Here is a 12,895-nt window from a genome sequence, read left to right on the forward strand (position 1 = left end):
TCCGGATTCTGGCGTCTGGACTCTGGCGTCTGGATTCTGGCGTCTAGGCTCCGGGGCTCACCATTTGCCGCGCGTGTACTGCGGCGGGTACGGCGCATCGCGCCAGTTCACACCGAGCTCGGCGGCCGCGCGCTGGGGCCAGGCGGGCTCGCGCAGTCCGGCGCGGCCCAGGAATACGACGTCCGCGCGCCCGTCGACCAGCACCTGCTCGGCGAACTCCGGGTCGCTGATGAGGCCGACCGCGCCGGCCAGCACCGCGCCGGACGCCCGGACCTCCTCGGCCAACGGCACCTGGTACCCCTGCTCGAGCGGCACCGGCGGGACCGCGGGGGTGTTGGCGGCCGACGAGACGTCCACCAGGTCGACGCCGTGCTCGGCGAGGTGGCCCGCCAGCCAGCGCGAATCCTCCGGAGCCCAGCCGCCGGGCACCCAGTCCGTCGCCGAGATGCGGACGAACAGCGGCTTGCCCGCGGGCCAGACCTGACGGACCGCATCGCAGACCTCCACCAGGAGTCGCGCGCGGTTCTCGCGGGAGCCGCCGTACTCGTCCGTCCGCTCGTTGGACAGGGGTGAGAGGAACTCGTGGACGAGGTAGCCGTGCGCCGCGTGGATCTCGACCACGTCGAACCCGGCCTGATCCGCGCGTCGCGCGGCATCGGCGAAGGCGTCCACCACGCCGCGGATCCCCTCGAGGTCAAGCGCGACGGGAGTGGCCATGTCGCCGAACGGGATCGCCGAGGGGGCGACCGTGGTCCACCCGCCCTCCTCTACCGGCAGCGAGCCGGTGGGCTCTCCCGGGAAGGCCCTGTAGGTCGACGCCTTGCGCCCGGCGTGGGCCAGTTGGATCCCGATCGCCGCGCCCTGCGAGTGCACGAAGTCCACGATCGGCGCCCACGCGTCCCGCTGCGCGTCGTTCCACAGCCCGGCGTCGTGGGCGCTGATGCGACCCTCCGGGACCACCGCGGAGGCCTCCGCGAGGATCAGCCCGAACCCGCCCTGCGCCCGCGCGCCGAGGTGCACGAGATGCCACGGGGTGGGGACGCCGTCGCGGGCGTCGCACGAGTACTGGCACATCGGTGAGAGCCACGCGCGGTTCCGGATCTCGAGATCGCGGATTCGGATGGGGTCGAAGAGCAGCGGCATGCCACCGATTAAACCCGCGCCGGCCGGGTCAGGGTCGCCGGGGACCACCCCCGGACGGGCGCTCACGCACCCCTTCGCCGCCGACTAGCGTGGGCGCCATGACTGACGCCCAGACCGGACCGGGTTCCTCCTCGGAGCCCACGCTGACCCCACAGCCGCAGCTGACCCACCCCGGACTCACCCACCTCGACGCCGAGGGCAGGGTCCGGATGGTCGACGTGGGCGACAAGGCCGTCACCACCCGCACCGCCACCGCCGAGGGGGTCTTCCGCACCCGGCCGGAGGTGGTGACCATGGTCGCGGGCGACGATCTGGGCAAGGCCGACGTCCTGGCCACCGCCAGATTGGCCGGGATCGGCGCCGCCAAGAAGACCTCCGAGCTGATCCCCCTGTGTCACCAGATCCCCCTGAACTCGGTCAAGGTGCGCTTCGATCTCGACGCGCCGGCCGGCGAGATCCGGGTGTCGGCCACCGCCAGGACGACCGGCCGCACGGGCGTGGAGATGGAGGCGCTCACCGCCGTGTCGGTGGCCGGTCTGACGCTGCACGACATGATCAAGGCCGTCGACCCCCTGGCCACGATGGACGGGGTCAGGCTGGCCACCAAGACCGGCGGCAAGCGGGGCGACTGGACCAGGGAGTCCGACGACGAGTCGGCTCGCGCGGCCTCCGGGCGGACCGCGGTGGAGTCGGGTCGGAGCGCCGTCGTCGTCGTCTCCTCCACCGCCGCCGCGCACGGGCGACGGGAGGACACCACCGGCCCCGCCATCGAGGGCTGGCTCCTCGAGCGCGGTTTCTCCCCGGTCGAGGTCCACGTGGTCCCGGACGCCGAGATCGCCGCGGTGGTGACCGAACAGGTCCGCCGCTCGCCGGCCGTCCTGCTGACCACCGGCGGCACCGGGGTCGCCCCTGATGACCGCACCCCCGAGGCCACCGCGCCCCACCTGGAACTCGAGCTCCCCGGCGTCGCCGAGGCGATGCGCGCCCGCGGGCTGGCCTCGACCCCCACCGCCGCGATGAGCCGCGGCCTGGCGGGCTTCTCCGGACGTACCCTGGTGGCGAACCTCCCGGGCTCTTCGGGCGGGGTGCGCGACGGACTGGCGGTACTCGACGAGTTGTTGGACCACCTGCTCGCCGTCCACGCCCACGGTGGCGGGCACTGACCGTCCCCGCCCGCAGCCGCCCGGGACCGAACCGCGAGGAGGAACCGACCATGACCGTCCGCAGTCCACTCGTGCAGATCACCGAGACCGCGATCGACCCCCGTGAGGTCGAGAAGGCCGTCTGGAGCACCGCCGACGGCGCCATGGTCACGTTCTCCGGGGTGGTGCGCGACCACGACCACGGTCGCGACGTGCTCGACATCGAGTACTCGGCCCACCCCACGGCGCAGGACGTCCTCGAACGGCTCTGCGACGAGGTGGCGACCGAACACACCTCGCCCGACCTCGAGAAGGGCGGACCGCTCGACCCGCGGCGCTCCGTCCGCATCGGCGCGGTGCACCGAGTGGGGGTGCTGCCGGTGGGCGAGGTCGCCGTGGTGGTGGTGGCCGTGGCGCCGCACCGGGCCGAGGCCTTTGCCGCCTGCTCGGAGCTCATCGAACGACTCAAGCGCGGGGTGCCCATCTGGAAGCGGCAGCGCTTCACCGACGGCGTCTCGGAGTGGGTGGGCGTCGGCGACTGCTGAGTCGATCAGGCTGGCCGTCTGCGGGATCCGGGCCAGTGGTGACCCGGCGGGTTGACGAGTGTGCCGTCGTCGGCGATGGTGCGATCCGCGTAGGCGTTCCACTCGCGTTCCCGGATGGCGTCACGAGCACGGGCCAGGGGGCCCTTGGGTCTGGTGCGGTGTTCGTGCCCGGTGTCGGTGATGATGACGAGATCACCCAACGGCCCGGACCGGTAGGCGTTGGTCCCGAATGTCTTCTCCCGGTGGTGTTTCCGACACAGGCAGACGAGGTTCCACTCGGTGGTCGGCCCGCCGAGTTCAGGGTCCTTCTTGTTGAACGCGAGCACATGGTCCACGTCGCAGTCCTTGGCGGGAACCGAGCACCCCGGGTGCCGGCAGGTGCCGTCGCGCAACCGGATGCGCTCGGCCATCGCCGGGGTGATCACGTAGCGCAGGGCGTGTTCCGGGGAGTCGAGCACGCCCGGGGCAGGGTCGATGAGCTCGAACCGCACGCTCGCGTCGTCCCCCTCGAGCAGTTCCGTGCAGAGCCACTCGAAGCTGCTGTACGCGCCGTGGACGAACTCGACACGGTTGGGCAGGCCCCGGGCCGCGGAGGCGATCACGCTGATGCGGATCGGCTGACCGGCCCGCGCGGCGTTGCCCAGTGTGGGCCGGGGCAGGTCCGCGCCGACCCTGACGTCGCCGAGTTCGATGCCGTCGTGCTCGATACCGTCGTGCTCGGACGCGCGGGCAGCGGCGGAGGCGGTATCGGCCGCGGACCGGCCCGCATCAGACGGGTGGACGGCGAGCGCGGCGAGGGCGTCGGCGCGGAGCTGGTCCATGGGACGATCCAACCCGTCCGCCGAGGCGGCCGACGCGTCGGTGTCGATGCGACGCCGAAGGAGTTCGGCATCGGCAGCGGTGAGCCTGGCCCACATCGTGGCCATGCCGTTCCGTGCCCCGCGGAATCGGACCGAGCGGGTAGCGGCCGCCGCGGCGGCTGCATCCTCCGCGGCAGCCGGGTCGTGTCTCCCCACGGCATCATCGATCACGGAGTCCACCGCGGTGCGGCTCGGCCGGTCGCCACCGTCGAGGTCGTCCATGACACGCGCGACCACCTCGTCCTCCACGACCGACACGATCGCGTCGGGCACCTCGGCCAGGCGGCACGCGATATCGATCGCCAACTGCTCGGGCATCAACCCGCGGTCGATCGTGGACCGCAGACGGGGCAGTCGCCGATGGATCTGCGTCCCGGCCGTCACCAACCGCGCAGCGTGCCAACACGTGAGCTGACACGCCGCCACGAGGTGATCGCGGGCCCGCGCCTGCGGATCCAACCGGGCGTACGCGGGCCGGCGCGAACCGGCGCCCTCCTCGTCGTCCCGAGCCTGTTCGGACCGAGCGAACTGGTCGACCAGGACATGCGCCGCTGCCAGCCGCGTGGCCCCGGCATGGTTCTGCGCCAGCGTCGCGGCACGGGCCGCCTCGCTGACGGCCTCCGCGTCGACCATGCCGAGGGGTTCGGGTACGGCGAACAGCTCACTCGTCGTCATCACGATCCCACCCCCCGTCATCGAACTTACATTCGATACTACCTAACGGGGCCGAATAGTACAAGTGTTCGATCGATCAACCCAGCCGGGTACCCACCCACTCGGCCAGCACGCGCGCGCAGGCGTCCACGCTCTCGACCCATGTGGCCCCCGCGGACTCGTCGGCCGGGTCGGATACGTACTTGACCAGACGTGTGGGCACGCCCAACATCGCCCCGGCCGCGGCGACGGCGTACCCCTCCATGTCCACCAGGTCCGCGTTCGCCGCGAGGTGATCGCGCAGTGGTCCGCCGGCCACGAAGCGGTCACCGGACGCGAGCACCGGCGCGGCGCTCCCGCCGGGAGCGGACGGAAGCGCGTGGGCTGGCTCCGGAGTCACCGCGAGCTCGGCCGAGAGGGCCAGGGGAGGCCCGTCGTGGCGGCCGGTGACCGCGTGGAGCGCGAGATTGTCGAAGTCGTGCTGGAACACCGTCGCGATCTCGTGCGTGCCCTCCATCCCGAGGTGCAATCCGCCGGCGGTACCCACGTTGACGAGCTCGCGCGGCCGGATCCCCCCACCGAGCGCGTGCGCGACCGCCACGGCGGCCCGCACCTTGCCGACGCCCGTGACCAGGACGGGGAAGTGCGTGACGAAGTGCCGGGCCTCCTGTTCCAGGGCGACGACGACGAGAGGGTGTGCCGGATCGATGGTTCCGAGGAGTTCCACGGCGTCCACGGTAGTCATCGAGGATCGGTTCACGGCATCCGCTCCCGCGCCTGCACCGCCGCCGCGCGCACGGGGGGCGATCGGGCTCTTCCGGTGCGTTGCCCGTGCATTCCATCGGCCGCGCCTACGGTGGAGCAGAGCGCCAACCCGTCGAGCCCAGAGGTGAACCGCGATGCCAGTCGATACTCCCCGGATCCCAGCAATCTGCCGCGCACTGCTCCTCCCGGCGGTGGTGCTGCTCGCGGCCGCCGGCTGCGCGAACGACCCGGACGACGCTCAGGCCCCCGCCGAGCCGACGGTCACCGCCACCGTGACCGCGCCCGTGGAGACCTCCGAGCTGCCCGCCGAGCGACCCGCGGCGGACGCGTTCGACCGCGGGAACTGCGCGACCGAGCTCTCGGGCCAGGACATCTCGGGCGACGTCCAGGTCCGCGACGGGCAGACATGCGTGCTGTCCGATCTGACCGTCACCGGCGACATCGACGTCTACGGTGGCGGCCGACTCGAGGCCCGCAACGTCCGGGTCACCGAGGACATCGAGGCCGAGGGGCACGCGTTCGTCCTGGTCACCGGGGGCGAGGTGACGGGGTCGATCGAGCTGGACGGGGGCGGCGAGGCGACGGTCGAGAACGTCCGGATCGGCGGCGATCTGGAATCGGAGCAGAACTCGGGCCCCCAGCGCTTCGAGGGCAACACCATCGGCGGCGATCTGGAGTGCGAGGGCAACGCCGAGGCCCCGACCGGTGGCGGCAACCAGGTCAGCGGCGAGCGAGAGGGGCAGTGCGCGGGCCTGTGACCGGGGTGTCCATGCGACGCCTCTCATGCCGGCGCGTTCATCCCGGGGACGGCGCCCACCAGCGCCGCTCCGCCTCCCCCAGAGGTAGCCGGTCCACCACCTCGTGCCGGGCACGTCCGCGAGGGCCCTCGCCGAGGAAGGAGTCGACCAACGCGATCTCGGACACGGTCCAGGTGCTGCTGGTGAACGTGTCGAGCACCCGCAGCCACGCCGTGGCGTCATCGCGACCACCGAGCCGGGCGAGCGTGAGGTGGGGGCGGAACCGCGCCCCGTCGGGGACGCAACCGGCCGCGTTGGCGGCGGACCGGGCCCCCGCGGCCAGCGCGTCGAGCGGACGCTCGCGACGGTCATGCCCCGTCGGAGGAGGCGGTGACTGGTCGACCCCCGCCCACAGCACCTTGGCCCGCTCGACCGAGGGGAACGCCCCCGCCCCGGCCAGCCGCAGTCGGAACGGCTCGTGCCTGCGGGCGACCGCGCCGAGCCTGTCGGAGAGGTCGTCGATCCGCCACTCGTCGACATCCGGGCAGAAGGTCAGCGTGAGGTGCCACTGCGAGGGGGCGGTCCACGCCGGTCCCGGGCGTGGCTCGAGGAACCGCTCGAGCTCCTCGCGGACCTCGTCCGGCGGCAGGACCGCGACGAACATCCGATGACCCATACGCGCCCGACTCCCCTCTGCACCTCTCACACCACGGTGGTCCACCACGCGCCCAGCCACAAGCCCAGCAGGGCGGCGGCGACCGCGACGAGCATCGTGCCCACCGCGTAGGTCACCGCCATCAGGCGGCGACCCTCCCTGGCGAGGCGGACCGCGTCGAAGCTCGCCGTGGAGAACGTGGTGTACCCGCCGAGCACCCCGGTCCCCACGAGCGTCGCGGCGACGCCCGGACCTGCTGCCGAGGAGTGGCCGACCGTCGAGTTCACCGCCAGCAGCCCGAGCACCAGACCGAGGAGCAGCGAACCGGACACGTTGATGAGGAACGTGGCCAGGGGGAAGGCGCCCCGCCACCGCCGGGTCACGGCCACGTCCACGGAGTACCGCAGCGCCGAACCGACCGCGCCGCCCAGCGCCGCCCAGCCGATCACCGCCGCGCTCATCGCGTCGACCCCCGCTCGCCGTCGACGGCGGAGTCGGCCTCTGAGCCGGCGTCCCGATCATCCGCGCGCGCGGTCAGGAGCGCCGCCGTGCCGACCCCCGCCAGGGTGGCCAGCGCGCCGAGCAGCAGGGTCACCAGGACATAGGCCGCGGCGACCGTCGCGTCACCGTCCCAGAGCAGCTCGGCGGCGTGTTCGGTCACGGCGGAATAGGTCGTGAAGCCCCCGCACACCCCGGTGCCCAGGAGGAGTCGGACCCCGGCTCGTCGTCGTTCCCCCAGGCGCTCACCGGAGGCGGCCAACCACTCCAGCACCAACCCCAGCAGGAAGGCGCCGAGCACGTTCACGGCGAGCGTCGCGCCGAGGGGGGTGCCGGGGAGCATCACGGCCACGGTCGCACGCAGCGCGGAACCCACGGCCCCGCCCAGCGCCACCAGCCCCACTGCGACCGGAAGACTCACGACGGGCGGCCTCACACCGAGAGTCCGGCCTCCAGTGCGGCCTCGAGGCCCGCGCGGTCGCCGGAGATCTCCAGCCCCGCGTCGTCGGCGCCGACCCGGCCCCACAGCAGGAGCGCGAGCGACTCGGGCGAACCCGACACCTCGACCTCCCCGGCCCCCTCGGCACCGGGCAGATCCCACTCGAGGGCGCCCGGGGCCGTCGCACCCACCGGTTCGGCGCCCGTCGCCAGACCCTCGGGCGCGTGGAGCACCGCGCGCAACCGGATCGTCACGGGCAGGGGGCCGCGGGAGCCCTTGTGCGGGTACATCACGGCGCAGAACTCGTCGATCGTGTCCACGGCCACGTCCTCCGGAAGCGGCGTCGTGGCCGAGGGCCCGCCCAGCGCGTTCTCCAGGTCCCACCGGTGCAGCGCGGTCTCGTGGAGCTGACGCCGGAGCCAGAACGTCGCGGGCCCCGGGCCACCGAAGGTCCACGTGGGGGCGTCGACGTCGGTCTCCGTGAAGGTCTCGAGCATCCCCGAGGCCTGGGACGCATACCAGTCGGCGAGCGCGGCAGCGCCCGCCGACGCCGGCGGGGCGGACTTCATCGCGTCGCCCAGGCCCCGCGAGCGCTCGTGCGGGTTCCCGTCGCGCACCGTGACGCCGCCCCACCGGTTGACGGCGCCGAGGTGGGTGACGAGGTCGTGCACCGTCCACTCCGGGCACGACGGCACAGGGGCGGTCGGGTCGACGGCTGCCGAGTCGCCGCCGCCGGCGAGCGCGAACCGCACCAGACCGACCTGGGCCTCGATCGCGTCGAGCATCCGCTCCCGCGTCAACCTCGCGCTCATACGCGCGTCGCCGCCTCGTTCGATCCGATCGATCCGCTGTCCTCGGTGCCCGCTCGGCGCCGGGTGAAGTCGATCTGCCGTCCCGCGTTGGACACGGCCACCACGGTGCCGGTGCCGAACACGCCGTCGCGGTCGAACAGCGAGGCGCTGCCCACCGCCACCCCGGAGTCGCTGAGGTGCTCGTCGGCCTCGATGCCGATGTCGCCCGACCGGGGCAGGCGGGCCAGCGCCACGGTGAGATCGGCGTTGATGAAGCCGATGCCCTCGTCACCCCAGTGGGACATGAGGCTGGTGGACTCGGCCAGGGTCACGGCCCGCTGGAACGGGGTCGCGGCCTCACCGGCCACCACGTCCAATGGATGCAGCCAGAACCGCTTGCGCTGGTCGTTCTGGTGCGCGCTCATGTCGCGACTCCACGCCTCCCCCTCGTCGCCGCTGCCGAAGAACACGTTCGACCCCGGCCGGTTCTCGGTGGGGTCCGCCTCCGGCGGGGCCCCCACCCGTCGTCCCGAGCGCCACACATTTCCCGGTGGCTGCTCGCCGCGGCGCAACTGCACGAGGGTGCCCCGGGCGACCAACTTCCCCTCCTGCAGCATCCGGACGTCCGCGACCCGGATGCGGTTGCCGGCCCGGACCTCCTCCGTCACCGCGACCAGCGGCTCGGTGCGGACGGGCGCGAAGAGGTCCACGGTGAGCCGGGCGGGCTGGAACCCCTCCGCCCCGTGCTCGGCCTCGAGAGCGCGGGCCGAGGCCACCACGACCGCGGGCCCGTTGACCATGGTCTCCGACCAGGCGCTGCGCGCGTACCTGGTGGGGATGTACGCCCCCGACTCGTCGAGGGTGAAGAACGAACGCTCGCTCATGAGGTCAGCCCACCATTCCGATAGAAGAAGTTGCGGGTCCGGCAGCTGTGGCCGGGCGGACTCCGCCGGCGGCCCAGGACCGCAGGATCGCCGCGAGCTGCGTCTCGAAGTACTGCTCGGCGCTCGGCGACTCACGCCACACGCTGAGTTCCAGTGACACGACCCCGTGGAGCGAGGCCCAGATCGCGGTGGCCGCCTCGTGCACGTCGGTGGCCCGGAAGACCCCCTCGTCCACCAGCGCGTCGACGATCTCCAGCAGCGGTTCCCTCCACTGCGGGTCGCGCGACTGCGGGTCGCGGCGGTCGGCGCCGACGCGGGGTGAACGGACGGGCTCCCCCACGACGAGCGCGTACAGCCCCTGGTTCTCCAGCGCCCACCGGCGGTAGGCGCGGCACAGGGAGCGCATGTCGGTCTCGACACTGTCGTGACGCAGCGACTCCCGCAGCGCGTCGGCGAGCATGCGATCCGCCTCCTCCGCGACCGCGGCGAGCAAGCCGGACTTGCCCCCGAACATCGTGTAGATGGCCGTGGTGGAGGTGCCCTGCGAGGCGGCCAGCGGCCGCAGTCCGAGCTGCTCCGGCGCCGCTCCCCGGAGCCTGCGCGTGGCCTCCCTCAGGATCCCCAGCCGGAGGGCCTCGTCGTACTGGGCGTGGGGTGGGGCGCCGGTGGTCGCGCGGGAGGGGGAACGGGTCACCCGGGCAGGGTACGACGACGACGTCGCCATCGCGTCACAACGCCGTGGCGTGTCCAGCGGAACGGTGTCATCCCACCGCCATCACACGGGACTCCCGGCCCCCACGCGGGGCGCGGTGGACGGGCGTGACAACGGTGTCCCACCTGCCGTGACGGCGTTGCCGGGGATCTACGCTGGAGCCCATGCCCACACTGAGCCGTCACGAGTCCGTCTTCGTCCTCCGCTTCTCCGAGCCGGAGAACCCCGCGGACGCCCCGGACAACGCCTTCTCCCCCGACTTCCTGGACTCCCTCGATGCCGCCTTCGACGAGGTCGAGGCGTCCGAGGGGCCGGCGGCCCTGGTCACGACCGGGGCGGGGAAGTTCTACTCCAACGGTCTCGACCTGTCGGTGGTCGCCTCCGATCCCGCCGGCCTGCCCGCCTATGTCTCGCGGGCCCAGCGGGTGTTCGCCCGGGTCCTGCGGCTCGAGCTGCCCACGGTGGCCGCGGTCAACGGGCACGCGTTCGGAGCCGGGGCGATGCTGGCCCTGTCCCACGACCACCGCGTCATGCGCGCCGACCGCGGATTCTGGAACCTGCCCGAAGCGCAGCTGGGGATGCCGTTCCCTCCGGGGATGAACGCGCTCATCACCACTCGGCTGCCCCACACGGTGGCGAGCACGGCCATGCTCACCTCCAAGCGCTATGCGGCGGACGAGGCGATCGCGGCCGGGATAGCCCATGAGGCGGCCGAGGCGGACGCGGTGCTCGACCGCGCGATAACGGTCGCGGCGGAGATGGCTCCGCTCCGGAGTGCCAACTACGCCGGAATCCGTACAGGACTCGTCGCCGGCGCTCTCTCGCACCTGGATGAGCCGATCACGCGACTCTGAGCGAACTATCCGGCGGACAATTCCCGCGGCTCGAGGGCGGTGATCTCGCGACTTCCGTCCGCCAACCGGTACCGCACGCGAATACACGGAAGGGCCCGCACCCCGTCTCCCGGGGATGCGGGCCCTCGCGCGTGCGATCAGTTGGCGGCGGCGTACGCCTCCATCACGTCGGCCGGGATGCGGCCGCGATCAGAGACCTCGAAGCCGTTTTCCCGCGCCCATTCGCGAATGGCCTTGGTATCGCCCGAGCCGGACTTGGCGGCGGCCTTGCGCGCCGGCCTGCTCTTGCTTCCGGTCACGCGGTGACCTGCGTCGATGTACGGGGCCATCACCTCACGGAAGGCGTCGGCATTCTCGTCGCTCAGGTCGATGGAGTATTCCTTGCCCTCGAAGGCGAACGAGATGGAATTGGCCTCTTCGCCCAGTTCCGTTCCGTCGATGTCATCGATGTACCTGACCTGGAATTGCTGAGCCATTGATTCTCCTAGCTAGGTGCGACCACTACTACACAACAGTATGCACCAGCACCGGGAAATTATGCCCGGTCACATTTGCCGGCCATTCTCGATAAGTGATCCGTTTATTATGGGATCGAGAACAGTCGGGCCGGTCAGCGGATTAAATCCGTCGAATTCTCCAGGTATAACCGGACGATCAGATCGACTATCTCCGGGTTCGCGCCGAGCGGCGGTGAGGTCACGTCCGCGCCGGCCGCCGCGATCCGGTCCGCGAAGAACCCGGGCGCCAGCAGGTGGGTCGCCACGGCCACCCGGCGATGACCCCTCTCCCTGAACCCGGTGATCGCGTCGGCGACGGTCGGAGTGGCCGCGGAGGCGAACCCGGCGGACACCGGTACCCCGAGGACCCTCTCGAGGGCCGAGGCCAGGGCCCGCGTCTCGGCCTGCGAGGACTCGTCCCGGCTGCCCGCGGCGCCCAGGACCACGGCGTCCGGGCCGAAGGCCCCCACGGCCCCCGCCTCCGCCAACCGCTGGACCAGTGCGCGCACGATCTCCGGTTCGCCACCCACGTGGGGCGCCAGCGCGACCGGGCCGGGAGCGCGGCCGCACGCGCCGTCGACGTCCTCGGTGACGTGGAACCCGCGGGCGAGGAAGGCGGGCACCACGACCGTGGGCGCCCCGTCGGCGAGGATGCGGTCCGGGCCCGGAGCCTGGACGTCGACCCAGGCCAGCCGGCAGTCCACCCCGTCGAGCTTCTTGCGCGTCTCCACCAGGACCCGGCCCAGTTCCCGGCGGCCCGTCGACGACCGGGTCCCGTGTGCCACCAGGAGCAGGCGGGGTCGCTCGGCGACCGGTTCGGCGTGGAGCGCGTTCGTCGTCATCCCCCGAGCATGCCGGATTCCGGATGCGGCGCCCCGATCGCTGGACGAGACTGGGGGGATGGACGCAGGAGCCGGACGTATCGGGCGGGCCCTCGGACCGGGTCGGCGGCGCCGGGAACGGCCGGAGGTGACGCTGACCAACTACGAGGCCGTCTACGACTTCTACGGCCCCGGCCGCCGTAGGGACGGCTTCACCCATCCCCTGCTGACCTTCGTGGGGGCGTTGTACGCACCCGAGGTGCGGATCCGGCCCGAGACGGTGACCGAGCTACACCGGCTGCACGACGCCGGCGTGGGGATCATCGTGGCCGCCAACCACCCGTCACACCACGACCCGTTCGTGCTGGCCTCGGCCGTGTACGACAGGCGGGTCCGGTTTCTGGCCTCCGGCACCGGCCTGACCAAGGACCCGCTCTTCCGCGGCCCGCTGCGACCGGTGTTCGAGTACACGGGCACGGTCCCGGTCTTCCGTGCCAAGAACTACGAGGGCACCGAGCGCGCGGTGCACGACGCGGCGGCGGCCCGCCTGATCGGCCTGTGCGTGGACCGCCTGACCGCCGGCGGGGTGGTGTTGACGTTCGTGGAGGGCACCAACTCGTCGGCGGACGACCTGAGGACGCTCCGGCTGGACTCGGTCAAGAAAGGTGTGGGCCAGATGGTCCGCGGGGTCCGCGACACGGGCGGCCGGGTGGCGGTGCTGCCGATCGGGATCGTCTACCGCGGGCGGGAACTCGCCAAGCTGCCCCCGCGCCGCCCGGTCGTGTCCGCCGGACCGCTCGCGCTCTGGGAGGACCCCGGGCCCGCACCGTCGGTCGACGAGGTGCGGCACGCGGTGCGCGCGGGCATCGACGACGCCCTCACCGACGCCTGGGGCTAG

The 12,895-nt window shown here is 72.4% G+C and carries 16 protein-coding genes; 5 read left to right on the forward strand and 11 right to left on the reverse strand.

Translation table 11 applies throughout. The features are described from left to right. Positions 1-57: 57 nt before the first annotated feature. On the reverse strand, positions 58-1,143 hold the full coding sequence (locus ABD250_RS10155; RefSeq protein WP_344392158.1) for an NADH:flavin oxidoreductase/NADH oxidase: 1,086 nt from the start codon (positions 1,141-1,143) through the stop codon (positions 58-60). Between the two features lie 161 nt (positions 1,144-1,304). Here ABD250_RS10155 and moaCB point away from each other — a divergent pair, with 161 nt between their 5' ends. Both moaCB and ABD250_RS10165 read left to right on the forward strand, forming a co-directional pair. Then, entirely contained in the window at positions 1,305-2,306 is a 1,002-nt protein-coding gene (gene moaCB / locus ABD250_RS10160; protein ID WP_344392160.1) for a bifunctional molybdenum cofactor biosynthesis protein MoaC/MoaB, read from the forward strand. Between the two features lie 50 nt (positions 2,307-2,356). Next, positions 2,357-2,830 (forward strand): molybdenum cofactor biosynthesis protein MoaE, encoded by a 474-nt coding sequence (locus ABD250_RS10165; RefSeq protein WP_182639505.1) that lies wholly within the window; start codon positions 2,357-2,359, stop codon positions 2,828-2,830. A gap of 5 nt (positions 2,831-2,835) precedes the next feature. Here ABD250_RS10165 and ABD250_RS10170 read toward each other — a convergent pair whose 3' ends face one another. Both ABD250_RS10170 and ABD250_RS10175 read right to left on the reverse strand, forming a co-directional pair. Next, on the reverse strand, positions 2,836-4,365 hold the full coding sequence (locus ABD250_RS10170) for an HNH endonuclease signature motif containing protein (protein WP_344392079.1): 1,530 nt from the start codon (positions 4,363-4,365) through the stop codon (positions 2,836-2,838). Positions 4,366-4,441: 76 nt separating this feature from the next. After that, complete coding sequence (locus ABD250_RS10175; RefSeq protein WP_344392081.1) at positions 4,442-5,071, reverse strand: nucleosidase; 630 nt, start codon at positions 5,069-5,071, stop codon at positions 4,442-4,444. 172 nt (positions 5,072-5,243) lie between these two features. On the opposite strand from ABD250_RS10175, the gene ABD250_RS10180 reads away from it, so the two are divergent. After that, positions 5,244-5,867: a hypothetical protein gene (locus ABD250_RS10180; protein ID WP_344392083.1), complete on the forward strand. Its 624-nt coding sequence runs from the start codon at positions 5,244-5,246 to the stop codon at positions 5,865-5,867. A 37-nt stretch (positions 5,868-5,904) separates the two neighbouring features. Here ABD250_RS10180 and thpR read toward each other — a convergent pair whose 3' ends face one another. From thpR to ABD250_RS10210, 6 genes are read right to left on the reverse strand one after another with little or no spacing between them, the layout of a single operon-like run. Next, on the reverse strand, positions 5,905-6,522 hold the full coding sequence (gene thpR, locus ABD250_RS10185; RefSeq protein WP_179524113.1) for an RNA 2',3'-cyclic phosphodiesterase: 618 nt from the start codon (positions 6,520-6,522) through the stop codon (positions 5,905-5,907). 26 nt (positions 6,523-6,548) lie between these two features. Next, positions 6,549-6,962: a fluoride efflux transporter FluC gene (locus tag ABD250_RS10190; RefSeq protein ID WP_182658040.1), complete on the reverse strand. Its 414-nt coding sequence runs from the start codon at positions 6,960-6,962 to the stop codon at positions 6,549-6,551. Next, positions 6,959-7,420: a CrcB family protein gene (locus ABD250_RS10195; protein WP_182658039.1), complete on the reverse strand. Its 462-nt coding sequence runs from the start codon at positions 7,418-7,420 to the stop codon at positions 6,959-6,961. The genes ABD250_RS10190 and ABD250_RS10195 overlap by 4 nt, the downstream gene beginning before the upstream one ends. Positions 7,421-7,431: 11 nt before the next feature. Next, complete coding sequence (locus tag ABD250_RS10200) at positions 7,432-8,250, reverse strand: maleylpyruvate isomerase family mycothiol-dependent enzyme (protein WP_182658038.1); 819 nt, start codon at positions 8,248-8,250, stop codon at positions 7,432-7,434. Further along, positions 8,247-9,113, reverse strand: a complete 867-nt coding sequence (locus ABD250_RS10205; protein ID WP_182658037.1) for an acyl-CoA thioesterase domain-containing protein — start codon at positions 9,111-9,113, stop codon at positions 8,247-8,249. Before ABD250_RS10205 ends, ABD250_RS10200 begins: the two co-directional genes overlap by 4 nt. 4 nt (positions 9,114-9,117) lie before the next feature. Beyond that, positions 9,118-9,807: a TetR/AcrR family transcriptional regulator gene (locus ABD250_RS10210; RefSeq protein WP_338404139.1), complete on the reverse strand. Its 690-nt coding sequence runs from the start codon at positions 9,805-9,807 to the stop codon at positions 9,118-9,120. A 182-nt stretch (positions 9,808-9,989) separates the two neighbouring features. Between ABD250_RS10210 and ABD250_RS10215 the strand changes: the two genes are divergently transcribed. After that, complete coding sequence (locus tag ABD250_RS10215) at positions 9,990-10,679, forward strand: enoyl-CoA hydratase/isomerase family protein (RefSeq protein ID WP_182658035.1); 690 nt, start codon at positions 9,990-9,992, stop codon at positions 10,677-10,679. Positions 10,680-10,816: 137 nt separating this feature from the next. On the opposite strand, the gene ABD250_RS10220 is transcribed toward ABD250_RS10215, so the two are convergent. Next, positions 10,817-11,155: a histone-like nucleoid-structuring protein Lsr2 gene (locus ABD250_RS10220; protein ID WP_182609511.1), complete on the reverse strand. Its 339-nt coding sequence runs from the start codon at positions 11,153-11,155 to the stop codon at positions 10,817-10,819. Positions 11,156-11,289: 134 nt separating this feature from the next. Further along, on the reverse strand, positions 11,290-12,018 hold the full coding sequence (locus ABD250_RS10225; protein ID WP_344392090.1) for a sirohydrochlorin chelatase: 729 nt from the start codon (positions 12,016-12,018) through the stop codon (positions 11,290-11,292). A gap of 58 nt (positions 12,019-12,076) precedes the next feature. Here ABD250_RS10225 and ABD250_RS10230 point away from each other — a divergent pair, with 58 nt between their 5' ends. Beyond that, complete coding sequence (locus ABD250_RS10230; protein ID WP_344392092.1) at positions 12,077-12,895, forward strand: lysophospholipid acyltransferase family protein; 819 nt, start codon at positions 12,077-12,079, stop codon at positions 12,893-12,895.

This window comes from Dietzia cercidiphylli (genome assembly GCF_039531545.1).
GTDB classification, from domain to species: domain Bacteria; phylum Actinomycetota; class Actinomycetes; order Mycobacteriales; family Mycobacteriaceae; genus Dietzia; species Dietzia natronolimnaea.